General features: G+C 71.0%; 21 protein-coding genes and 3 pseudogenes. 9 read left to right on the top strand and 15 right to left on the bottom strand.

Features of this window, described 5'->3' with window-relative positions:
• Nucleotides 1–26: 26 nt before the first annotated feature.
• The 9 genes and pseudogenes from ABEA81_RS20375 to ABEA81_RS42715 all read right to left on the bottom strand — a co-directional run.
• Entirely contained in the window at nt 27–491 is a 465-nt protein-coding gene (locus ABEA81_RS20375; RefSeq protein ID WP_345606802.1) for an MEKHLA domain-containing protein, read from the bottom strand.
• 15 nt (nt 492–506) lie between these two features.
• The gene (locus ABEA81_RS20370) at nt 507–695 is read right to left on the bottom strand and encodes a hypothetical protein (protein ID WP_345606801.1); all 189 of its coding nucleotides are present in this window, start codon (nt 693–695) and stop codon (nt 507–509) included.
• A gap of 199 nt (nt 696–894) precedes the next feature.
• Nucleotides 895–1,215: pseudogene (locus tag ABEA81_RS20365) on the bottom strand (transposase); the annotation flags it as partial.
• 397 nt (nt 1,216–1,612) lie between these two features.
• The gene (locus ABEA81_RS20360; protein WP_345606800.1) at nt 1,613–1,915 is read right to left on the bottom strand and encodes a maleylpyruvate isomerase N-terminal domain-containing protein; all 303 of its coding nucleotides are present in this window, start codon (nt 1,913–1,915) and stop codon (nt 1,613–1,615) included.
• Between the two features lie 36 nt (nt 1,916–1,951).
• A complete protein-coding gene (locus ABEA81_RS20355) occupies nt 1,952–3,538 on the bottom strand; it encodes an AMP-binding protein (RefSeq protein WP_345606799.1) in 1,587 nt (528 codons plus the stop codon).
• Nucleotides 3,539–3,751: 213 nt separating this feature from the next.
• Nucleotides 3,752–4,012 (bottom strand): aldo/keto reductase, encoded by a 261-nt coding sequence (locus ABEA81_RS20350; protein WP_345606798.1) that lies wholly within the window; start codon nt 4,010–4,012, stop codon nt 3,752–3,754.
• Nucleotides 4,013–5,215: 1,203 nt separating this feature from the next.
• The gene (locus ABEA81_RS20345; protein WP_345606797.1) at nt 5,216–5,455 is read right to left on the bottom strand and encodes a methyltransferase domain-containing protein; all 240 of its coding nucleotides are present in this window, start codon (nt 5,453–5,455) and stop codon (nt 5,216–5,218) included.
• A gap of 47 nt (nt 5,456–5,502) precedes the next feature.
• A pseudogene (locus tag ABEA81_RS20340) lies at nt 5,503–5,712 on the bottom strand (methyltransferase domain-containing protein); the annotation flags it as partial.
• Nucleotides 5,713–6,314: 602 nt separating this feature from the next.
• Nucleotides 6,315–6,449, bottom strand: a pseudogene (locus tag ABEA81_RS42715) (fumarylacetoacetate hydrolase family protein); the annotation flags it as partial.
• Nucleotides 6,450–6,514: 65 nt separating this feature from the next.
• Between ABEA81_RS42715 and ABEA81_RS20335 the strand changes: the two are divergent.
• The 3 genes from ABEA81_RS20335 (at nt 6,515) to ABEA81_RS20325 (ending at nt 9,780) form a co-directional block, all read left to right on the top strand.
• Nucleotides 6,515–7,942 (top strand): MFS transporter, encoded by a 1,428-nt coding sequence (locus ABEA81_RS20335; protein WP_345606796.1) that lies wholly within the window; start codon nt 6,515–6,517, stop codon nt 7,940–7,942.
• 440 nt (nt 7,943–8,382) lie between these two features.
• On the top strand, nt 8,383–8,646 hold the full coding sequence (locus ABEA81_RS20330) for a hypothetical protein (RefSeq protein WP_345606795.1): 264 nt from the start codon (nt 8,383–8,385) through the stop codon (nt 8,644–8,646).
• A 408-nt stretch (nt 8,647–9,054) separates the two neighbouring features.
• Nucleotides 9,055–9,780: a YwaF family protein gene (locus ABEA81_RS20325; protein WP_345606794.1), complete on the top strand. Its 726-nt coding sequence runs from the start codon at nt 9,055–9,057 to the stop codon at nt 9,778–9,780.
• Here the strand turns inward: ABEA81_RS20325 and ABEA81_RS20320 are convergent.
• Genes ABEA81_RS20320 through ABEA81_RS20295 form a run of 6 tightly spaced genes read right to left on the bottom strand, consistent with a single transcriptional unit; the run spans nt 9,777 to nt 16,088 of the window.
• Complete coding sequence (locus ABEA81_RS20320) at nt 9,777–10,148, bottom strand: AMP-binding protein (protein WP_345606836.1); 372 nt, start codon at nt 10,146–10,148, stop codon at nt 9,777–9,779. The two genes, ABEA81_RS20325 and ABEA81_RS20320, sit on opposite strands and share 4 nt — an antisense overlap.
• A gap of 33 nt (nt 10,149–10,181) precedes the next feature.
• Nucleotides 10,182–11,666, bottom strand: coding sequence for a tripartite tricarboxylate transporter permease (locus tag ABEA81_RS20315; protein WP_345606793.1), 1,485 nt, complete (start codon nt 11,664–11,666; stop codon nt 10,182–10,184).
• Nucleotides 11,667–11,691: 25 nt separating this feature from the next.
• Nucleotides 11,692–12,237, bottom strand: a complete 546-nt coding sequence (locus ABEA81_RS20310) for a hypothetical protein (RefSeq protein WP_345606792.1) — start codon at nt 12,235–12,237, stop codon at nt 11,692–11,694.
• Nucleotides 12,234–13,679, bottom strand: coding sequence for an MmgE/PrpD family protein (locus ABEA81_RS20305; protein WP_345606791.1), 1,446 nt, complete (start codon nt 13,677–13,679; stop codon nt 12,234–12,236). Before ABEA81_RS20305 ends, ABEA81_RS20310 begins: the two co-directional genes overlap by 4 nt.
• On the bottom strand, nt 13,676–15,046 hold the full coding sequence (locus ABEA81_RS20300; RefSeq protein ID WP_345606790.1) for an MmgE/PrpD family protein: 1,371 nt from the start codon (nt 15,044–15,046) through the stop codon (nt 13,676–13,678). The genes ABEA81_RS20305 and ABEA81_RS20300 overlap by 4 nt, the downstream gene beginning before the upstream one ends.
• Before the next feature lie 13 nt (nt 15,047–15,059).
• Nucleotides 15,060–16,088: a Bug family tripartite tricarboxylate transporter substrate binding protein gene (locus ABEA81_RS20295; RefSeq protein ID WP_345606789.1), complete on the bottom strand. Its 1,029-nt coding sequence runs from the start codon at nt 16,086–16,088 to the stop codon at nt 15,060–15,062.
• Between the two features lie 252 nt (nt 16,089–16,340).
• Here ABEA81_RS20295 and ABEA81_RS20290 point away from each other — a divergent pair, with 252 nt between their 5' ends.
• From ABEA81_RS20290 to ABEA81_RS20265, 6 genes are read left to right on the top strand one after another with little or no spacing between them, the layout of a single operon-like run.
• Nucleotides 16,341–17,537, top strand: a complete 1,197-nt coding sequence (locus ABEA81_RS20290) for a CaiB/BaiF CoA transferase family protein (RefSeq protein ID WP_345606788.1) — start codon at nt 16,341–16,343, stop codon at nt 17,535–17,537.
• The gene (locus ABEA81_RS20285; RefSeq protein ID WP_345606786.1) at nt 17,534–18,079 is read left to right on the top strand and encodes an FAS1-like dehydratase domain-containing protein; all 546 of its coding nucleotides are present in this window, start codon (nt 17,534–17,536) and stop codon (nt 18,077–18,079) included. Before ABEA81_RS20290 ends, ABEA81_RS20285 begins: the two co-directional genes overlap by 4 nt.
• On the top strand, nt 18,076–18,516 hold the full coding sequence (locus ABEA81_RS20280) for a MaoC/PaaZ C-terminal domain-containing protein (protein WP_345606785.1): 441 nt from the start codon (nt 18,076–18,078) through the stop codon (nt 18,514–18,516). Before ABEA81_RS20285 ends, ABEA81_RS20280 begins: the two co-directional genes overlap by 4 nt.
• Entirely contained in the window at nt 18,513–18,860 is a 348-nt protein-coding gene (locus ABEA81_RS20275) for a DUF7508 domain-containing protein (RefSeq protein ID WP_345606784.1), read from the top strand. Before ABEA81_RS20280 ends, ABEA81_RS20275 begins: the two co-directional genes overlap by 4 nt.
• A complete protein-coding gene (locus tag ABEA81_RS20270; protein WP_345606783.1) occupies nt 18,857–20,017 on the top strand; it encodes an acyl-CoA dehydrogenase family protein in 1,161 nt (386 codons plus the stop codon). The genes ABEA81_RS20275 and ABEA81_RS20270 overlap by 4 nt, the downstream gene beginning before the upstream one ends.
• Nucleotides 20,014–21,795 carry an acyclic terpene utilization AtuA family protein gene (locus ABEA81_RS20265; protein ID WP_345606782.1) on the top strand — a complete coding sequence of 594 codons (1,782 nt, stop codon included), beginning with the start codon at nt 20,014–20,016 and terminating at the stop codon, nt 21,793–21,795. The genes ABEA81_RS20270 and ABEA81_RS20265 overlap by 4 nt, the downstream gene beginning before the upstream one ends.
• The last annotated feature ends 15 nt before the right edge of the window (nt 21,796–21,810 follow it).

Below are 21,810 nucleotides of genomic sequence, written 5' to 3'. Positions count from 1 at the left end.
CACTCGGTTGTGCGCGAGAGCGCCGGTCACAGGTCGGTCCATCCGCCGAACATGGCGGCCTGGCCATGGATGTTGGTGTCGCGGTCGAGCACGTTCCAGACGACCGCCTGCTCGATCCGGAAACGCCTTCCAGATTTCGTCACCCGCACTCCTGAGTAATCCTCGGAGAACCCGTAGCGCCGCACGCGCTGCATGAATGTGTGCCGTTCGTCTCGGTTCGGCGCCTCGGCCGACAGTCGTGAGGGCATTCCGACGAACTCGTCCCAGCTGTACTCGAACCGCCGCTGGGCGGCGCGATTCGCGTAGCAGAAGAGGGGATCCGGCGACGTGTCATGGGCGAGCAGACAGAACGGTGCATCCTCATACAACCAGCGGCTCGCGGCATGGCCGCTGAGACCGGCCGTCGGCAACGGTGTGCCGAGCAGCCGAAGGTAGCTGCCGCTCAGCATCTCGAGGAACCGCAGGTCATGCGGTGAGCGGACCAGAATCACAGTGCCATGTCCGCATCAAGCGGTCGTGGATGGGCGAAGCGTTCGACATTCTCCCCAGCGCGACCGATAGAGCGGCACGGCCTGGCCCAGCCCCTGAACCGCCACCCGCCCGCCGAGGTCCGGATGCGGCCAGACGATCTGTGGCGTGAAGAACTCACTGGCGACGTCTTCCAGCTCCTCACCGGAAAAATCGTGGATCTGCACGACCCCGATGTTAGCTCCGGCCATCCACCCAGGTGGGGTGCTCTGAGCACCAGGTGGTGACACGGCCGCCGCGACGGGCAGAGGCTCGGCCGCAGACGAGCAGCCCCCATCACGTCCAACGGTGCTACCCGCCGACGCGCCCGATGGCCACCTCCGCGGAGGTGGTGTACAAGATCCTTCCCGCGTGATCTTGGGAAGGTCATGCGGGGATTGCCTCGGTTGTCACGGGCAGCTCGCTGGCGGCGGGGTCGGGTTCGGTGGCGACGATGCGGATGCGGGACTTGGCCAGCAGTTCCATGCCCGAGTAGCGGCGGCCTTCGGTCCACTCATAGCTCTGCTCGGCCAGCACGGCGCCGACGAGGCGGATCGGGGCGTCGCGGCCGGGGAAGATCCCGACGACATCGGTGCGGCGGCGGATCTCCTTGTTCAACCGCTCCTGCGGATTGTTGGACCAGATCTGGCGCCAGATCTCACGCGGGTAGGCGGTGGAGGCGAGCAGCTCGCCGCGGGCGGCCTCGAGATACCCGGCTGGGCCAGGTCCGCGACCGGATCGGCGAGCGACGTGGCCGCAGCATCGGCGTGGTCGCCGCCGCCCGCGACCCGACCACGCTGGTGTTCCACGGCCTACGCGATCACCACATCCGCTGCCTGCCCGCCCGAACCGCGTGAGCGGCCCGCAGACCTCGCGCTGGACGCAGATCGTGCTGGTCATGACCCTCGGTGCCGACACCGGACCGGCGCGGTCGTCGCTTCTGATCGATCTCGTTCACCGCGAACCCTGTCGCAGCCCACCATGCCGGCCACCACACGCGGCGAAGGGATGATCGACACCCCCCGCAACGGGCCTGTCCACCAGCCGGAACGACATGGCACTGGAACAGCCACCACGCCCACAGCCGGCCAAACACCGGAGCCGCTCACCCGTCTTGATCCTCCGCCCGTGAACAGCATGCGCCGACCGGCGTCGGCGTCACGGACCAAGCGATCGCGGCCCACGCCGCCCTCGCCTCGATCTGCTCCAGCGCGGCCCGGAACGCGTCCGGTTCCACCGCGGACTGCACGGCCGCCGCGTCCAAGTGGGCGAGGTGCGAGGCCTGGTCGGCGATCGTCCACCCTGCGGCCGGGGTGGCACGCCGCCTCGCCAGCTCGTCGAGTCCGACCAGGATCTCGCGGAGAACGGCCGACTGGTCCTCGGCCAGCACCGTCATCGACACCGGCACGGCTGAATCCTCGTCCTGGCCGAACCGCCGCCAGACTCACCGCGAGCCGCGGCGCCGCCGGCCACTATCCCAGGTGGACGCGCTTCGGCCCCGCGCGCGCAGCGCTCCTTTGCGGACCTTCTCCGTTGACGTCTTGGGAAGCTCCGAGAGGATCTCCACGAAGCGCGGCACGGCGAAGTAGGCGAGGCGCGGTGCCACAAACTCGATCAGCTCGGCGGGCTCGAGTGGCTCGGGACCCTCGACGACGACGGCGGCCATGATGTCGTCCTCGCCCATCTCGCTCGGCACCGCGTACACCGCGGCCTCCGCGACGCGCGGATGCGCGAGGAGAACCTGCTCGACCTCGAACGCCGAGACGTTCTCACCGGAGACGCGCATCGCGTCCTTGACCCGGTCCACGAAGTGAAACCAGCCGTCGGCGTCCTGAGCCAAGAGGTCGCCGGTGTGGAACCAGCAGTTGCGGTGTGCCTCCCACGTATTGTCGGGCTGACGCCAGTACCCGAGCTGCCCGACGAACGGTTCCAGCGGCCGGGTCACGAGCTCGCCGGACACGTCCGCCGCCACTGGTTCATCGTGCTCGTCGACGAGGGCTGCCTGCCAACCGGGCGCCGGGACGCCGCACGAGCCAGGGTGGCGCTCACCGTGCGGGACGCCGAGGGGGATGCCGGTGTCGGTCGACCCGTAGAGCTCCGTGATGCGGCAACCGAACCGCCCCTCGAACTCCTCGTGGTAGTCGTTCGGGAACGGGACCAGCATGGCGAGCCTCAGTCGGTGCGCCTGCTCCGCCGGGGAGCGTTGCTGCTTCCAGAGGATCGCGCTCATCGCACCGAGCATGTTGGTGACAGTCGCACCCGACTCCCCGACCTCCTTCCAGTAGCCGGCGGCGTTGAACCGCGCCGACACGACGATCGACGCACCCTCCTGCAGCCCGGCGAGGAAGGCGGTGAAGAGCGCGTTGATGTGGAACAGCGGCAGGCAGGTGTAGACGACGTCCTCGGCGTCGTAGCCCATGACCCAGGTGGCGTTGTCGGCGAACCACCCGGCCATCTTGTGGCTCCACATGACGCCCTTCGACCGTCCGGTAGTGCCCGAGGTGAACAGGATCGATGCCAGGTCCCATGGCTGCGACGGGTGGTCTGCGTCCAGCGCCGGACCGGGCAGCAACTCCTCGAACCGAACGGCCCCGTCCGGAGTGGGCACCGATCCGGTGGGCACGCACCACAGCCGTTGCATTCCGCCGGCCGCGGCGACCGAGGGGACGACATCCGCCGCCAGGCCACTCTCGAACACGAGCGTGGCCGGGCCCACCGCCTCGAGCATGTAGGTGAGCACGTCGCCCCGCAGGGCGGTGTTGAGCGGCACCGAGACCGCCCCGAGCATCGAGACTGCGAGGTACGTGGTCAGGAACTCCGGGCGGTTACCGAGGATCATCACGACCCGGTCGCCGGGACGAACGCCCGCGCGGCGAAGGCCGCCCGCGACCGTGCGCGCCTGTGCGAGCAGTTCGCTCCGCGAGAAGGCCGCGCCGCCTACGAAGGAGACTGCTCGGGCGTTGGGGTCGTCTGCCGCAGCGGCCTCCAGGACTCCGTGGATGGTGGCGGAGCGGAAGGAGCGGTATTCCATCTGGTGTGGCGTCCTTTCGTTCAACCGGCAACAGGTCTCACCGGGCGGATTCCGGCGGATTTCTCGCGCTCTCCGAAGGCCAGGACGAGAGCCTGCAGCCAGGCCGGGTAGATGCTGCTGCGCACGGGGAGCATCGGCGCGAGCCTGTCGAGTTCGGAACCCTTCTCGATCCCGGGGTGCCGCCGACCACTGCCGGACTGAGCGCGACGAATCTCAACTCCCACGGGCGGTCGATGGCTCGTTCGCCCCTGGGGTGAACTCGGCACGAGAGATTCGGCCGGCTCTGGCCGGAGACCGGCAGGTGGCCCCTATCGCCCCGAGGTGAGCTCGGAGCAGGTCGGCGGCGACGAGATCAGCCATGACACCGACAGTCTCGTCGACCGGGACCGTCGGATCTATTCGCGCATAGTAGAGAAGATCGATGGTCTCGACACCAAGTCGGCGTTGGCTGTGCCTCACAGGCGGGCTTGACATACTCGGGTCGGCCGTCGATGACTATACTCGTCTGGCTGTGAGGCGACACGCAGCGTTGCGACTGATTCCGAATCGTCCGCCGGCCCGTACATCTGAGACATTCCCATAGCCCCAAGGCCAACCGGGCGTACGGACAGGCCAGAGCCGCCGAGCCGAACCCGGTTCAACCCAGCGATGCCTCCGCGAGCGTAGCTGCGATTCACTGTGTACCTCCGGGATGTGCTGGCCCAACTGCTCAATGACATCGGCACGGAGGCGGAGATTTGGCCCAGCTTGCGCGATGTTGGCTACGCCGTTACTGTCCACCATCAGGCTTGAGTGCCGTCCGTTGTCACGATCGCCACAGATCCTGATCTGGCGCAGTACCAGCGCATCGCACACCGACACGTAACGGAACAAGTTCGTCGGCTGGGCGCGACACCGACCACCGGAGGACATTCTCCGAGCGACAGTTCTCGGCGAAACGGCTGGCGCTGTACTGGTGAGCGCCTTGCATACATGGCAGCCCGGTTCTCCGTACACCTTGGCGCGCCCCCTGATTGCTTCAGAACCCACGGCGCGATCACTGCCGGCGAACGGCCGCGCGTAGGACGGCGTCCGCCCGTGATCGTCCTCGTGATCTCATCTCCTTCATGCCTCACTGTCCATCCCTGACGGCGAGGTGCGAAGTCGGCACCGCCACTAGCAGAGGCACTACCAGTGCCATGGAAGTTCCTCCTCCCGTACATCGATCTCGTCCGGCGCGAATCGGTGACGGATGCGACCTCGATGCCGAGGACCTCAACGGAAGTCGTGGCGTTGAACCGTGACCATGCTTCAGTTCGACGAGAACAGTACGCGGCGTATCGAGCGAATGTATGCAAGCCCTGATGTTGTGGCGCAGCGGGAACGGGTGCTGCCACTGCTCGCGCCACGGCCCGGAAAGCGTGTGCTCGACATCGGCTCCGGGGCCGGACTACTTGACGGCGTCGATCGGCGAGGCAGTGGGCCGGACGGGTGTATGGCACGGTCTGGATCCGAGCCCGGCGGTGAACGCGATCGCCGCCGACCGCGCCGGCGAAATGCCGTGGGTCCACATCGACGACGGCGACGCCGTCGCGCTGCCCTACCCCGGCCCTACAGGCGGCTTGACACAACGCCGCGCTCCACATTCGCTAGGAGGTATCGGCCAGCGTCTTCAGACCGTCGATAAAAACGGTGAGCCTACGTTGCCGTCGGCAGGAATAGGTATCGATTCATGCTGAACACGTAGTCGCCCTCGTCGGCGCGCCCACGAAGGTTGGCGAGCCACGCTTCGGCGTCGGCCTCGGTCAGGGCGAGTCGCCCGGTGACGAACCCGGCGACAGTGTGCATGTGGATGGCGCTGAGCGAGTCCGGCGTCAATTCACGATTGAATATCACATACACCTGCGGATCCGTGACGCGGAATCCGGCGCGGCGCAACAGCCCGGCCAGCGTCGGGGCAGGCGCGGGTGCACGAGGTGCCCCTCCTACGCTGCGTCGACTCGTCGGTGCAGTTCCCGGTCGGCTGTGTGCCACACGAGTGAGTCCGCGTCCGTGTCGAGGATCAACACCCGCCCGCCGGGTCGAAGGACCCGCCGCCGCTCGCCGAGCGCTCCCGGGATGTCGGCGACGTGCTCGTAGACTTGGGTCGATACGGCGGCGTCGAACCGGCTCCAGCAGCCGCTCCAGCAAGGGCGTGGCCGCCGCCGATCCGACGCAGCACGCTCAGCCGGGCCGGACCGACTAGTGCGTTCACCACATACGTTCGCCGGGTTTGATCATGCGGCGCATCAAGAGCACGACTGCTTCGAAGACTGCCGCGCGGTGAGCACCGTCGCGACGAGCGCGTCGACCTTCTATCACTGGCGACGAGGACAGCCGATACGTCGACGCGCCTGAGGCGACGCTGACGTGGTCGCATTGGCGACGCCGCACCCTACGCTGTGACCCCTTTACCCAGACTGGGACGCGAACGGCGTGGCCAGGCGAGCCCTGCCGGCCGACCTGTACCGACCCGAGCCGACCCGTGGTACCAGAACCACACGTCGACCTGGAGCAGAACCTGACCCCATTTCGGCCTCGCCCGACGCCGTGCTCCAGTTTTGCTCCAGTTGGGCATGAATCGGTGCCTGCCAGACCAGGATGCAAGATCAACACTGGCGGATAGGTAGGATCAACAAAAGCCTGTTTGCGCACCGTGGCCTGCTCAGTCCACTCACCGACCCGGTTCCACGAGATTCCCGCGGTGGACGCCACGGGGCGAACGGAATTGCTGGTGCGCCGGACGCTAGTGACGCCCTTACTCCGCGACGTCGTTGCGCAACTGGCCGATCTCGCTGATGTCGACGGTGACCACGTCTCCTGGCGACAGCCACAGCGGTGGCTCGCGGAACGCTCCGACACCTCCGGGCGTCCCCGTCAGCAGGAGGTCGCCGGGGCCGAGGGCACCCGTGTTAACGTCCGCGGCAGATACCCCCTACTGGTAAGGAGTACCAAGCAGTGTCCACTTCTGCACCAGCGCCCGCACGCCGCCGGCTCGGGCTCCTGGTCATCGCCACCGCCCAGTTCATGGTCATCATGGACACCTCGATCATCGGGGTCGCCCTGCCGAAGATGCAGGCCGATCTCGGCTTCTCCCCCGAGGGCCTGTCCTGGGTCTTCAACGCCTACGTCGTGGCCTTCGGCGGCCTGCTGCTGCTCGGCGGCCGGCTGTCCGACCTGTTCGGCGCCCGCCGGCTGTTCGCCCTCGGTTGGGCGGTCCTGCTCGGCGGCTCCGTCCTCGCCGGCGCGGCCGGCAACGCGACCTGGGAGCTCACCGGCAGAGCGGTCCAGGGTGCCGGCGCCGCCCTCATCGCCCCGGCCGCCCTGACCCTGCTGATGATGCTGTTCGGCTCGGAGCCCGAAGAGCTGACGAAGGCGCTGGCGCTCTACGGTGCGGCCGCACCGGCCGGCGGCACCGCCGGCGTGTTCCTCGGCGGCGTGCTCACCGAGTACCTCAGCTGGCCGTGGGTGTTCTACCTCAACGTGCCGATCGCGATCGCCGTCCTCGCGATCACGCCGTCGGTCATGCCGGCGGGCGGGCAGCGCCGCGGCTCGGTGGACCTCGTCGGAGCGGTCACGGTGACCGCCGGGCTCGCGCTCGCCGTGTACGGCATCGTCCGCGCACCGGACGCGGGCTGGCTTGCCGCCGAGACCGTGCTCGCCGTCGGGGCCGCGCTCGTGCTGCTCGCCGCGTTCGTGGCCATCCAGGCCCGCCGCCGCGACCCGCTGGTGCGCCTGGGGATCTTCCGCGCCCCCGACCTCGCGGCGGCCAACACCGCGCAGCTGCTGCTCGGCGCCGCGTGGATCCCGATGTGGTTCTTCCTCAACCTCTACCTGCAGCAGGTACTCGGCTACACCGCCTTCCCGAGCGGCGCCGCGCTGCTGCCGATGACCATCGTGATCATGATCGGGATGATCGCGCTCGCGCCGCGGCTGATCGGGCGATTCGGCCCGAAGGCGCTGACCGTCACCGGTCTGGTGTTGCTGGCCGTCGGCATGGCGGGGCTCGCGTTCGTCCGGCCCGACGGCACGTTCTGGGTGGACGTCCTGCCGGCCTCGATCGTGGCCGCAGCGGGCATGTCCCTGGCGTTCATCCCCAGCCTGGGCACGGCCCTGTCGGCGGCCCGACCGGAGGAAGGCGGCCTCGCCTCCGGCATCGTCAACACCAGCTACCAGGTCGGCTCCGCGCTGGGGCTCGCGGCGATCGCGGCGCTCGCCGCGGTCAACGGCGCGGACGCGCTCGGTGACCCGGTCACACTGACCAGCGGCTACTCGGCCGCGTTCGCCGGCGCCGCCATCGTCGCCCTCGCGGGCGCGGTGCTCGCCGCGGCCACCCTCCGCAAGGCCCCGAAGCCGGCGAGCGAGCCCGCCGAGGCCGGCGTCTGACCCATCCATCGAACGTTCGCCGCGCCGGCCGCCACCCTGCGCCGGCGCGGCGAACACCCACCCGAGGAGCCAACCATGCGCCGCCTCCACCCCTCGACCCCGAACAGGCCACCTCGGCGGCGAACACCCTGCGAATCCGTATCGCCCGCCGCTTCCTCCAGCTCGACGGGCGTACGGCCGCGACATGGGACGATCCGCCGACGCCGCCTGCGGGAGTCACGTTCGAGCGCTGACCCGACCGCGACGCCGTGACCCGGACCCGCCGGCGGGTGGCGAGCAGGGCGCGGCCCGGTCAACGCACTAGCGAAGCGGGGCGAGCGATGGTCGACCATGCGGGGTACTTCACCTGGACCTCGGGGCGTCGCAGTGGCCGTCGAGCACGTCGACCGTTCCGCTCGCGCCGGCTTTTCCGAGGCGCGGCCGCCGATCGCCGGCGGGGGATGTCGTGGACGGCGAATCCGGAGATCGCACGGGGGTTCGCGCGCTACCGTCAGCCGCCCGGGGTCGATGATGACGGGCAGGTCCGGGTTGGGGTGTTCGCGCCATCGCGGCTGCTCGCGTACCTGGACTACGACGCTGCTGGCGTCGACGCCCAGCCGTGGTCGCTCGACGACGGCGGCGGCTGGCACGCCGCCGTTGAGGCGGGTGAGCTGACCGGTACGCCGATCCCAGGAGCAGCCTGCCTTGTCGACGGTCATACGTAGCCTCTCCGGCTGTGACGCGCACGCCGCACCGGGATCTGATCAGCACCACGACCCGCGGGCCGTTCCGCGACTTGATGACGGACGTCCCGGTCGGTGCGATCACTACTGCGTTCCAGGACGAGAGGCTACGACCTCGAGGCGGGCGAGATCACCGGGACCGGGGCTCGGCTGTCCGGTGGGCCTCTGACCGGGTTGCGCGATCCCGCGGCGATCCTCGAGCGCATCCAGCGGGCGATGCAGCACGATCCCCCGCTGGTTGTGGGCCTGCGAAGGAGCTCATCGAGAGCACTGCGAAGACGGTGCTCGGCGAGCGTGGCCTGCCCGTCGACGACAAGGCCGACGTCCCGGCTCTGGTCTTCGTCGAGCGCAGGCTCGGTATGCGCGCGCAGCCGGGCCTACCGTGGTGCGGTGGACCAGCTGGTGGGTCAGCGCTCGTTTGAGGCGTACGGCCCTTCGCATTGGGCGGTCTTGGTTCTCTTGACCGCAGTTGCGGGGGTGCTCGCCTGGCTCGGACCCAGGTACGGCGGCACGCGGACCGCATTGGCGGTCGGGCGGATTCTCGCCGTGGTGCTGGTCATCGTCCACGTTCCGCTCCTGATCTACGACCTGTCCCCAGCGGGGTTCGATATCCAGCATTCGCTTCCGTTCCACATCTCGGATCTCACATGGATGACGGCCGCATACGCGTTGTGGTTCAGGCGGCAATGGGCATTCGCGCTGACGTACTACTGGGGGCTCACTCTGGTTCCCCAGGCGATCATCACACCTACCTTGGCCGGACCTGATTTCCCCAGCTTCGACTTCATCAGTTTCTGGGGTCGGTACGTGCTGGTGGTGTGGGCAGTGGTCTACCTGACTTGGTGGGTCGGGATGCGCCCGAACTGGGGCAGCTTCGCCTTCGCCGCGACAGTCACCGTCGGATGGGGGCTTCTGGTACTGGGCTTCAATGCGGCGGCCGGCACCAACTACATGTTCCTGAACGGCAAACCCGACAATCCGTCGCTCCTGGATATCATGGGGGAATGGCCCTGGTACCTGGGGGTGGCGCTCGCCATCGGGCTCGTCGCATGGGCGCTGCTGACGTGGCCATGGACCCGGCATCAGGACAAGGGCGGCGACCGGGCGGCAGCCTAAAGTACCTGGTCAAGAGCTCGCGCCGGTGAACCGTTCCGGTCCCCGTACGAGGAGTTCGCCGCGCTCCCCCGTGGCACCGCTGCCCCGTCCTCGTCGACGATCTTCAGCTCGGTGCCCTCCACCGGCCGCCCGTCGGTATCGGCGCGCCGGTCGAGATCGGCGCTGTGCGTCAGCCCGTGGACGAACGGCGTGGCCGCAGTGGTGAAGGTGCAGCGGTGCCGCTCGACCAGCCGCAGCGCCTCCGCCGGCTCCCAGACGTCCTGCAGGACGACCGCGCTGCCGAGCATCGCCGGCAGGTGAACGCCGTAGAGCAGACCGGTCACGTGCGTCAGGGGCGACGGGATGAAGATCCGGTCCGCCCCGGTCAGGCGGGCGCGTAGGCGAGGCGTCGTCGATCGGCTTCAGGCGACCCGATGCCTTTTGTGCATCCTGCGGCGCTGCAGGCTAGGTCGGACCAGTACCAGCACGATGAGCAGGATGATGACGATCGAGACGGGGCGCGTGACGAACTCCAGCCACGGTTGCCCGCCGGAGAGCTGGACGACGCGGGAGAGGTTCTCCTCGGCGATGGGCCCGAGAATGAGTCCGAGCACGAAGGCGACCGGCGAGTAGCCGAAGCGCACGAGCGCGAAGCCGACGAACCCGAGGACGACCGCGGACCAGATGGTGGCGGGGCTCAGTTCCTCGGCGTAGACGCCGATGAGGGACAGGCACGTGACGACGGGGATCAGGATCGAGAGGGGGATGCGGCTGAGCAGTGCCAACGGCCGGGCGAGGCCGAACCCGAACAGGAAGGTCAGGACCCCGCCGACGAGGACGGTTCCGATGATGACCTGCACGAGGACGAGGTCCTCCTGGAACAGCTGCGGTCCGGGCCGCACGCCCTGCAGGAGCAGGGCGGTGAGGATGACCGCGGTGCTGCCGCTGCCGGGGATGCCCAGGCCGATGGTCGGCACGAGGGCGGCCCCGATCACGGAGTTGTTGGCGGCCTCCGGACCGGCGATGCCGGCGGGATGCCCGGTCCCGAAGCGCTCCGGTTCCTTGCTGGCCTGTTTCTCGGCGGTGTAGGCGAGGAAGTTCGCGACCGCGCCGCCCTGGCCGGGGATGGCTCCGACGAAGATGCCGATCACACTGCCGCGCAGCATCGAGCGCCAGTGCCGCATCGCGTCGGTGAAGCCGTGGCGGCTGCTGCCGGAGGCGGTCAGCAGGTTCGACGTGATCGCTTCGCGCTGCGCGGCGAGCCGCAGCATCTCGGCCAGGGCGAAGATGCCGATGAAGGCCGGGGTGAGGCTGATGCCGTCGTACAGGTACGGGTTGTCGAAGGTGAACCGGGGCGCGGCGCTCAGGGTGCTGACGCCGACGGTCGCGATCAGGGCCCCGAGCGCCGCGGCGATCGCGGCGCGCCGCAACGACCCGTCGACCGTCGAGACGATCGTGGCGAGACCGAGCACGGCGAGCAGGAAGAACTCGGGGCTGCCGAACGTGAGCACGATCTGGGCGATCGCCGGGGCGACGGCCAGCAGGAACAGCCCGCCGATGAGGTTGCCGACCCCCGACGCCGTTGCGGATATCCCGATCGCCCGCGCCCCGAGGCCCTGCTTGGCCATCGGGTAGCCGTCGAGGACGACGGCGGCGGACGACGGCGTCCCCGGCGTGTTGATGAGGATCGCCGGGATGCTGCCCGAGTACTCGCCTCCCACGTAGCAGCTGATCAGCAGGATGACCGTCTGGGTGGGGGTGAGGGTGAACGTGAACGGGATCAGCAGCGTCATCGTCAGGACGATGTTGATGCCGGGGATGGCGCCGCCGATCGCGCCCACGACGAAGCCGAGGATTGCGTACCCCAGCGCGGTCGGCCCCAGCAGTTCGATCAGGAACTCGGGCATCTCACTCCCTCTCGGTCGCCGGCGGTCACCAGATCGGGATGCCGGCCAGCTCGGCGAACAGGAGGTGGAAGGCCACCACCACTCCCGCCGTGACCAGGCCGATCCGGACGATGCTGCGGCTGCCGGCGGCCCACTGGTAGACGGGCAGGAAGACCAGCGTCGCCCAGCCGAAACCCGCGGTCAGCGCCGTGACGGCGAGCCCGAGTAGCCACGCGGCGTAGAAGGCGCGCCGGCGCGCGGCCGTCCCGGGTGCACGGCCGGCGGAAGCCCCGTCCGGCCGTCCGGCCCGGCGGGAGACGAGCACCCGCCGGGCCTGGACAGCGGCTTCCCAGAGCGTCAGCACGAGCAGGGTCACGACCAGCAGCCACGGCCATGTCGCCGACCGCCCGGAGATGTCGCGCGCCGCGAGCGCCGCCACCACGGCCAGCCCCACAAGACCCAGCACGAGCAGGAGGCGCGCGAGGTCGCCCGGTTCCCGCTCGGATGCCCCGACCGCTGCGCCGGTCCCGGGCTCGACCGGGTCGCCGGAGCGGGGCGTCGGCGGCGCCCCGGGGCGCCCGTCGTCACTCACCCGAGCCGCCGGGCCAGCTCGCGGACGTCGTCGACCGAGTCGGCGTCCAGCACCATCGCGAGCGCAGCCGCGGCCATGTCGGCGGGTATCGGCCGGGCGGCGTGGCGCAGCCCCTGGTGGTAGACGGCGATCATGTCCTCGCGGGTGAGGGGGTTGTCGGGGTGCCCCTTGCCCGCGGTCACCTCGTCCGACGTGGTGGTGCGTCCGGCGGAGTCGACGACCTCGAGGACGACGCCGCTGCGGTCGGCCTCCATGACCACCTCGACGTGCTGGGCGAGGCGGCGCAGGTCTTCCCCATTGAGCGCCTCAGGCCGGAGATGGTCGAGCCGCAGGTCTCCGTCGCGCAGGACGCATGCGACGACCCAGGGCAGGCTGAACTGGGCCTGGATCGGGCTCACGGGGTCGCGCTTCGCGTCGATCGGCTCCGACATGATGTGCAGGGACCGGGTCCCGTACACCCGGATCCGCGCGACCCGCGTGAGGTCGACCGCGTCGCGCACCGCCCGGGCGGCGTCGAGGACGGGATGGGCGACGACACCGCAGGGGTACGCCTTGAACCCGAGGCGGGCACCGAGGAGCTCCCGGCCCAGGTCGCGGACCAGCCGGTCGAGGTCCACCTGCGCACCGGGGAAGTGCAGGTCGTAGAAGCCGTGCTTCCCGCTGATGAACTGGCGGGCGCCGTCGATCCCGCGCTGCGCGAGCCCGACCGCGGTCAGCCCGTTGCGCACGACGAAGCCGGCCTGCAGGCGGATGCCCAGCACCCCCTCCATCTGCCCCTGGAAGTTGCCGCACGCCTGCGCGTGGGTGAGCCCGAGCGCGTTGACGAGCTGGTCGCGGTCCAGACCGGCGACCTTCCCGGCGGCGACCGCGGCCCCGTAGTTCGAGAACAGGTAGGTGGGGTTCCACGGTGTGCGGGTGGGGCTCAGGGTGAGCGGGTCCGCCACGACGGCTGCCTCGAGCATGCGCGCCTGGACGTCGGTGGCGAGCGCGACGGCGGTGAGCAGCGTCCGCCCGTCGGCGCCGGCCGCCCGCTCGGCGGCGCCGAGCGCGGCCGCGACGACGGCGTACCCCATCGCGTAGCCGCCGCCCGGGCTGAGCCAGTACTTGTCCTCCCACTCGTGGGCCTTCGCGAACGCAGCGTTGGCGAACGCCGCAGCCTCCGGTGAGGTCGTCGTCCCGGTGCCGAGGATCGGGGCGTCGCCGCTGCCGCCGAGATCCGCGGCGTAGGCGGCGATGGCGTCCGATCCCGGCGCGCCCGAGCCGGCGACAGCGGTGGCGAGGAACCACAGGAGCGCGCTGCGCGCCGCCTCGACCGCGGCGTCCGGCAGGTCCGCGAACCCGGTGCCGGCGATGTGGTCGACCAGCGCGCGTTCGAGCGCCGGGGCCTGCGCGAACGCGCCCGCCGCGGGGGTGTCGTGCGTGGTGTCGTGCACTGCGGTCATGGCTGGTCCCGTCGCGTGAGGAGGGAGGCGAGCACCGACACGTCGTCGACGCGTTCGAGGTCCTTCGCCGCGGTCAGTGCCTCGGCGTACCGGCCGGGTCCGATGCGGGAGCCGAGCAGCTCACGCCATTTGCCGTCCAGGTCGTCCCAGGTGACGGGGCCGCGGTGGGCGTGCCCGCGGGGGTGTTCGATCCGCACGCTGTGCCGGGACCCGTCCCCGGTGACCACGTCGACGGTGGCGCCGCGAGCGTACGGCGGTGCCTCGTCGATCCCGGGGTGGCGTTCGATCGACACCCGGGCGGCCAGCGCCGCCACCCGCGGATCGCGACGCAGCGGCTCGGAGTGGGCGTCCTCGAAGCCGAGCCCGCCCGCCACGAGGGCGACGCCGAGCATGTGCTGCAGGTTGATCGTCGGCATCCGCCTGCCGTCGACGATGTCGGCGGTGCGCGCGGGCAGGTGGACCACGACCGCGTCGATGTCGGCCGTGGCGATCCCGGTGTCGGCGACGATGCGCAGGGCCGCCTCGACGGGGGCGTGGATCGGGTAGCCGGCCGAGTAGAACTTGACGTGCGCGCCCAGGACGGCGTGGTCGTCGCCCAGACCGCGGGTGACGCGATCGCGCCGTGCCGGGTCCGCCCACGCGTCGAGCACGCCGCCGGGAGCCTCGAGGACGCTGTCGTTGCCCTCCAGCCCGGCCTCGGCCATGAACGCGCCGGTCACGCCGGCGGCGGCCGCCTGCCCGTTGGCGAGGGCCTTGCTGATGTGGCGGTCCTCCCCGAACAGCGCCCGCAGCCCGATCGCGTGCCCCGCCGTGAGCGCCGCGGCGTGCCGGTGCCGCCCGGCGTCCAGCCCCAGGAGCCTGGCGGCGGCCGACGCCGCGCCGTAGGCGTGCAGGAAGTCCGAGTGCAGGTGGTGGACCGACGCGATCCGACCGGCTCCGCCGACCGCGTCGACGAGGCGGGTGCCCACGTCGTAGCCGAGCACGACCGCGTTGATCAGCTCCGCGCCGCCGCGGCGCAAGCGCTCCGCGGTCGCGAACGCAGCGGGGACGATCACGGCGCCCGGGTGCCCGCCCGTCACGTGGACGCCGTCGAACTCGTCGGCGTGCCCCGCCGTGCCGTTGGCCAACGCGGCGAGCGGCGCGGGCAGCCGGTCGGCCGTGCCGAGCACCGTGGACTCCGGCGCACCTCCGGACCGTGCGACGTAGGCGGCGACGAGCACACCGGGATCGAGCTCCCGCCCGAGTACGGCGCACGCGAGCTCGTCGAAGACGATGATCTTCGCCCGGTCCACGACCTCGTGGGGCAGCCGGTCGTACGCGGTGCCCGCCGCGTACTCGGCGATCCGGGCGGTGGGGGACTCCGTCATCCGCGTGCTCCCGTCACGAGCCCTGCAGGATCTCGGCGGCTCCCGGGATGGAGTCGATGTCGGCGAACATCTGGTCGATGAGGCGGTCGACGTCCGCCGGCGGCGAGTAGTCGAGGGCGACGGCGTTCTCCGCGGCCCACGCCGCCGCCTCTGGGCTCGTGAGCGCCTTCTCGAAGATCTCGACGAGCCGGTCGCGCAGCGCGGGGTCGAGCCGGGACGAGGCGACGATGAGCCGGTGGTTCTCGCCGGAGCCGGTCGCGGGCAGGCCCGTCTCGACCGCCGACGGCACCTCGGGTACCTCCTTCGAGCGCTCGCTCCCGAGGGTGAGGATCGGGACGGCCGTCCCCGCCGCGAGGGCGTCCGCGGCAGAGGTGTCGGAGACCGCGCCCGCCGGCACCTCGCCGCGCGCGATCGCGGCGAGCAGGTCCGCACTGCCGTCGTAGGCGACGTACTCCGTCCAGCTGAGCCCGTAGTCGGCCTTCATCCGGTGCGCCGACAGCTCGGAGCTGCCGCCCGGACTGGCGCCACCGATGGGGAGCTGCTGGGCCTGGTAGAGCGCGGCGAGGTCCTCGATCGTGTGCACCCCGAGGGCCGGGTTCACGACGAGGACCGCGGGCAGCCGGCCGTAGCCCGCGATCGGTGTCATCTCGCGCATGTCGACGGCGGCGTCCTCGCCGCGCGCGTACTGCGCGTAGAGGGTCGTCGTGTTGACGAAACCGATCACGGCCTCGTCGGGGTCGGACCGTTCGACCGTGCTGAGCCCGAGCAGGCCGGCGTCGCCCTCGTCGTTGCGCGTCACGAGGGTGGCGTCGGTCTGGGGGCGGACGAACCGGTCGAGGATCGTGCGGGCGAGCACGTCGGTGCCGCCGCCCGCGCTCTGCACGATGATCGTCTCGAGCTGGTCGAAGTCCGCGGGGTCCGCGGGCTCGCCGGCACCGCCGCAGGCGGTCACCGTGCCGAGTGCGACCAGGCCGGCGACGGCGGCGCGCAGCGTCCGCTTCCTGGTCCGGACGGGGAAGGTCGTGCGGGTCAGCGTTGACATCCACAGCTCCTGTGCGTATATACGACCGCTGTGTCGCAGATGCGAACGGACTGTAGCCAGGCCCTCTGAGGCTGTCAACGCGCCCCCTGTTGGCTCGGGCGGCTTGACACGACGTCGAAGAGCAGGTGTTCTGTTCGTACATCCGCATAGTCAGTCGTATATACGAACAGGATCCTCGATGGCGAGATCTGCGCAAGCGGCTCCGGACAGGCCGCCACGCGGCACCACCGCGATCACTGCGAGAGGTGCCAAGTGACGGACGCTCTGGCCGGCCTGACCGTTCTCGAACTCGGCCAGATCTACAACGGGCCGTACTGCGGGCTGCTCTTCGCGCAGCTCGGCGCCGACGTGATCAAGCTGGAGCCGATCGGCGGCGAGCGGCTGCGGTTCCGCTCGACGGCCGGCACCGAGACCCACGAGTTCGTCATGTTGAACTCCAACAAGCGGTCCGTGACCGTCGACATCACGCATCCGCGGGGGCGGGAGGTGCTGCTCGACCTCGTCGACGGGGTCGACGTCGTGATCGAGAACTTCGCCCCGGGCACGATGGACCGGCTCGGGTTCGCGCCGGAGGAGCTGTGCCGCCGCAACCCGCGGCTGGTCTACGCCAGCGGGAAGGGCTACGGCAGCACGGGCCCTTATGCGGGGATGGCCGCGATGGACATCACGGTGCAGGCGATGGCGGGAGTGATCGCGTCGACCGGGTTCCCCGACGGGCCGCCGGTCAAGACCGGTCCCGCGTTCATCGACTTCCTCGGCGGGATCCACCTCTACGCGGCCGCCGTCACCGCGCTGTTGCAGCGCACGGTCACCGGGCGCGGTCAGCTCGTCGAGGTCTCGATGCACGACACCGTCTACCCGACACTCGCCTCCGCGCTGGGAGGGCTCTTCAACGACCCGGACAACCGCCCGCCGGAGCGGACCGGGAACCGGCACAGCGGCCTCGCCATCGCCCCGTACAACGTCTACCCCGCCGCCGACGGCTGGCTCGCCATCATCTCGCTGCACGAGCGCCACCTCGCGGGTGTCCTGTCGGTCATCGGGCGCCCGGAGCTGATCGACGACCCCCGGTTCGCCGACCGCCACACCCGGCGGACGAACGTCGAAGCGCTCGATTCGGCGATATCCGCGTGGACCTCGCAGCAGCTGCGGTGGGACGCGGTGAAGGCGCTGGACGCGTCCGGCGTGCCCTGCGCGCCGGTGCTGGGTGTCGCGGAGGTCGCGGAGGATCCGCACCTGGTCGAGCGCGGCATGATCCGCACGGTCGAGCACCCGCGTCTCGGCGCCGTCCCGGTGCCGGGCTGCTCCCTGCGGCTGAGCGACTCCCCCGGCCCGGAGCCCGCCGCCGCGCCGACACTGGGGACCGCGACCGACGAGGTCCTCGCCGAGCTGTGCGGCTACTCGGCGGACCGGATCGCCGCCCTCCGGGGCGCGGGAGCGGTCGCGTGACCGCCCGGGACCCTGCCGGCACGGACGTCGGGGGCGGGCTGCTGCGGCGGTACTGCGACGCGATGCGCGCACGCGTGGGGGAACGCGCCGACAGCGCGATCGGCGTCGTGGACGCGCGCATGATCGCTCGCTACGCCCGGGCGATCGGCGCGACCGACCCGATCCACTACGACGCCGACGCGGCGCGCGCCGCCGGGTTCGCGGACGTCGTCGCGCCGCCGAACATGATCACCGCGGTCGTCGACTGGGGGGCCGGGGCCCCCGAGTCCGAGCTGGGCCCGGACGGCACCGCGGCCGGCACCGCCGTGCCCGGCCTGCGGATCATGGGTGCGGGTGACGACGTGCGTGTGCTTCGCCCTCTCGTGGCCGGGACGGACCTGGTCGAGGAGCGGGTGGTGGCGGAGGTGACGCTCCGGCACGGGCGCAGCGGGCCGTCCGCTTTCGTGACCTTCGCCCACACGTTCCGCACCCCCGCCGGTGAGGTGCTCACCGAGAACCGGCGGACCATCGTGGTCCGGCCGCTCCCGGAGGACCGGCGGTGACCGGGGCGGGCGACGATCGCCCGGTCGCCGGTGCACAACCCGCGGAGCTCGTCGTGGTGCCCACGGCTCTGCAGCTGTTCCGCTACAGCGCCGTCACCTGGAACAGCCACCGCATCCACTACGACCCGGCCTACGCCGCCGCTGAAGGCCACCGCGGGGTGCTGGTCCAGTCGCACCTGCACGCGGCACTCGCCCTGCGGGTCATGACCGAGTACCTGGGCCCCGCCTGGAGAGTGACCGCTTTCGGCTACCGGATCCGGCACCCGGCGGCTCCGGGCGACACGCTCCGCTTCCGCGGCACCGTCGTCGAGGCCGACGACGACCACGTGCGGGCGGAGCTCACCGAGCACAACCAGGACGACGTGAGATGCCTGGAGGGCACCGTGGAATTGGAACGCGTGGAGCCGGAACGCATGGATCCGGAGCACGGGAGATGAGCGGCCTTGCGATCCGGGCCGGGTGGCAGAACCTCGACGCCGCGGCCGCCGCGGCCCTCCCACCAGCCACCGGGGTGTTCGAGATCGAGCGGGGCGGCGCCGTGACCCACATCGGGTACGCGGGCGCGCGCAGCCGCTTCGGGCTGCGCGGCGTGCTCGGCGAACGGGTCGCCGAGGAGCCTGGCGCCCGCTTCCGGGCGGAGTCGACCACGTCCTACCTGTCCCGGTGGCGGGAGCTGCTCGGTGCGCACCTGGCCGCGCACGGCGCGCTGCCGCCCGGCAACGCCGAAGAGCCCCCTGCCCGGCTGCGCCCCATCGGACCACGAGGAGCGACCTCGCGATGATCGACTTCACGCCCACCGAGGAGCAGCAGCTCCTCATCGATACCGTCCGCCAGTTCGTGCGGACCGAGATCGTCCCGCTCGAGGACGAGCTCGACCCGGACGCGGAGAGCCTCCCACCGCCCGAGCGGCGCCGGCTCGCCGAGCGGGTCGAACAGATGGGGCTGCGGGCCTGGGACGCGCCCGCCGAGGTCGGCGGGCCCGGCCTCGACGTCGTCACGATGGCGCTGCTCGCCATGGAGATGAGCCAGCACCGCGCCGGCCTCTACGCCCCGTGCTACGGCGTCTTCGGCGGGGCCGGCCTGGCGCACCTCTACGAGGGGACCGAGTACCAGAAGCAGCGCTACCTGTACCCGACGCTGCGCGGGGAGCGCAGTGGCTTCTTCGCCCTCAGCGAGCCCTCCGGTGGCTCCGACCCGGCGCGCGCGATCAGGACGACCGCGGTCCGGGACGGCGATGACTGGATCCTGAACGGCCACAAGCTGTGGATCTCCAACGCCGACCGCGCCGACTACGGCATCGTCGTCGCGCGCACGGCGCCCGGCCGCAAGGGGATCACCTCCTTCATCGTCGACGCGGACTCGCCCGGCTTCACCGTGGACCGCATCGTGCACACGCTGCGCTCCGCGCACCCCGCCACCGAGCTGTCGTTCGACGATGTGCGGGTACCCGACCGCAACCGGCTCGGCGCGGAGGGAGAGGGCTTCACCCTGGCCGCCGCCCGGCTGGTCCGGCAGCGGATCCCCTACGCCGCCGGCTGCGTCGGCGTCGCCGTCGCGGCCCACCGGATGGCGGTCGACTACGCCAAGATCCGCGAGACCTTCGGGAAGAAGCTTGCTGAGCAGCAGGGCATCCAGTGGATGCTCGTCGACAACGAGATCGACATCCGGACCGCGCGGCTGCTGGTCCTCCAGGCTGCGCACCGCGCCGACCGCGGGGAGGACGTACGCACCGACGCCGCGGTCGCCAAGCTCGTCGCCACCGAGGCGGCCTCCCGCGTCGTCGACCGCTCCATGCAGATCCACGGTGGTCTCGGCGTCGCCAAGGAGCTCCCCCTCGAGCGCTGGTACCGCGAGATGCGGATCCGCCGGATCGGCGAAGGCCCCAGCGAGGTCCAACGCCTGATCATCGCCCGTGACGTGCTCGGCGGCGCGGCGTGACCGCACCATCCCGGCCGATCCGCATCGCCAACTGCTCGGGCTTCTACGGCGACCGCCTCGGCGCGCTCGCCGAGCAGGTCCGCGGCGGCGAGATCGACGTCGTCACCGGTGACTACCTCGCCGAGGTGACGATGCTGGTGTTGGCGAAGGCACGCGAGAAGGATCCGTCCGCCGGCTACGCCACCACCTTCCTTCGGCAGCTCGAGCCGGTGCTGAGCGAGGTCGCCGAGCGGCGGATCAAGGTCGTTGTCAACGCCGGCGGATTGAACCCGCGCGGCCTCGCCGAGGCGACTCGGGCCCTGCTCGCCCAGCACGGTGTCGCGTTGCGCGTCTCGTGGGTGGAGGGCGACGACGTCCACGCGATGATCGCGGGACCGCACGCCTCCGATGGGGAGTTCGCGCACCTCGACACCGGCCGGCCGTTGTCCTCATGGGGACACGACCCGCTCACGGCGAACGCGTACCTGGGCGGGTTCGGCATCGCCGCCGCCCTGAGTGGCGGCGCCGACATCGTGATCACCGGGCGGGTCGCCGACGCCTCGCTGGTCGTCGGCCCGGCCGCGTGGTGGTGGGGCTGGACGCCCGACGATCACGACTCGCTGGCCGGTGCCGTCGTGGCCGGTCACGTCATCGAGTGCGGGGCGCAGACCACCGGAGGCAACTTCTCCGGGTTCACCGGCCTCACCGACCTCGTCGCCCCCGGCTTCCCGATCGCCGAGGTCGACGCCGACGGCTCTTCGGTGATCACCAAGCATCCGGAGACGCCGGGCACCGTCCGGGTCGACACGGTAACGGCCCAGCTGCTCTACGAGATCGGGGCGCCGGCGTATGCGAACCCCGACGTCGTCGCTCACCTGGACACGGTGCGGCTGACCACCGCAGGCACCGACCGGGTCGCCGTCACCGCCGTTCGCGGGTCACCACCACCAGCGACGACCAAGGTCTCGATCTGCGCCATCGGCGGGTGGCGCAACTCGGCGACGTTCGTCCTGACAGGTCTCGACGTCGACGCGAAGGCGGCCCTCGTCGAGCGGGCCGTACGCGAAGGGCTGGAACGCGACCCCGGGGTCGGAGAGCTGCGGTTCCAGCGCATCGGGGTGGCCGTGGCCGATCCGGACGACCAGTTCACCGGATCCTGCCTGCTCGTCGTGAGCGCCACCGGCGAGCGGGCATCGGTGGGACGGCCCTTTTCCTCGCGGCTGGTCGAACTCTCGCTCTCCAGCTATCCCGGCATCTACGGCGTCGGCGCGCCCGGACTCGGCGGCTCCTACGGCGTGTACTGGCCCACCTTGATCGCCCAGGCCCGGGTGGAGCACGTCGTCGTCCACCACGATGGCCGCCGGGAACCCGTGCCCCCACCGTCGCGGACGGTGCCCACCGTGGCCCCGCACACCGGTCCGCGGGCCGGGCCTGCGGTGACGCCCCCTGCTGGGGCGACCCGGCGCGTGCCGCTCGGCGCGATCGCCGGCGCCCGATCGGGCGACAAGGGGGGAAACGCCAACGTCGGGGTCTGGGTCGGGTCCGACGAGGCGTACGGGTGGCTCACGACGACGATGACCACCGAGCGGCTCCGCCTGCTCCTGCCCGAAACGGCGGCACTGCCCGTGGAGCGCCACCTGCTGCCGAACCTGCGCGCGGTGAACTTCGTGATCCGCGGTCTGCTGGGCGGCGGCGCCACCGAGACGCTGCGGTTCGACAAGCAGGCCAAAGCGCTCGGCGAATGGCTCAGGTCGCGGCACGTCGACATCCCGGTCTCGCTCCTGCCCCCTGCCGGGTGAGCGGCAAGGCACCGC

Source organism: Pseudonocardia adelaidensis, from assembly GCF_039543345.1.
Lineage (GTDB): Bacteria > Actinomycetota > Actinomycetes > Mycobacteriales > Pseudonocardiaceae > Pseudonocardia > Pseudonocardia adelaidensis.
This window is presented reverse-complemented; position numbering and strand designations above follow the sequence as displayed.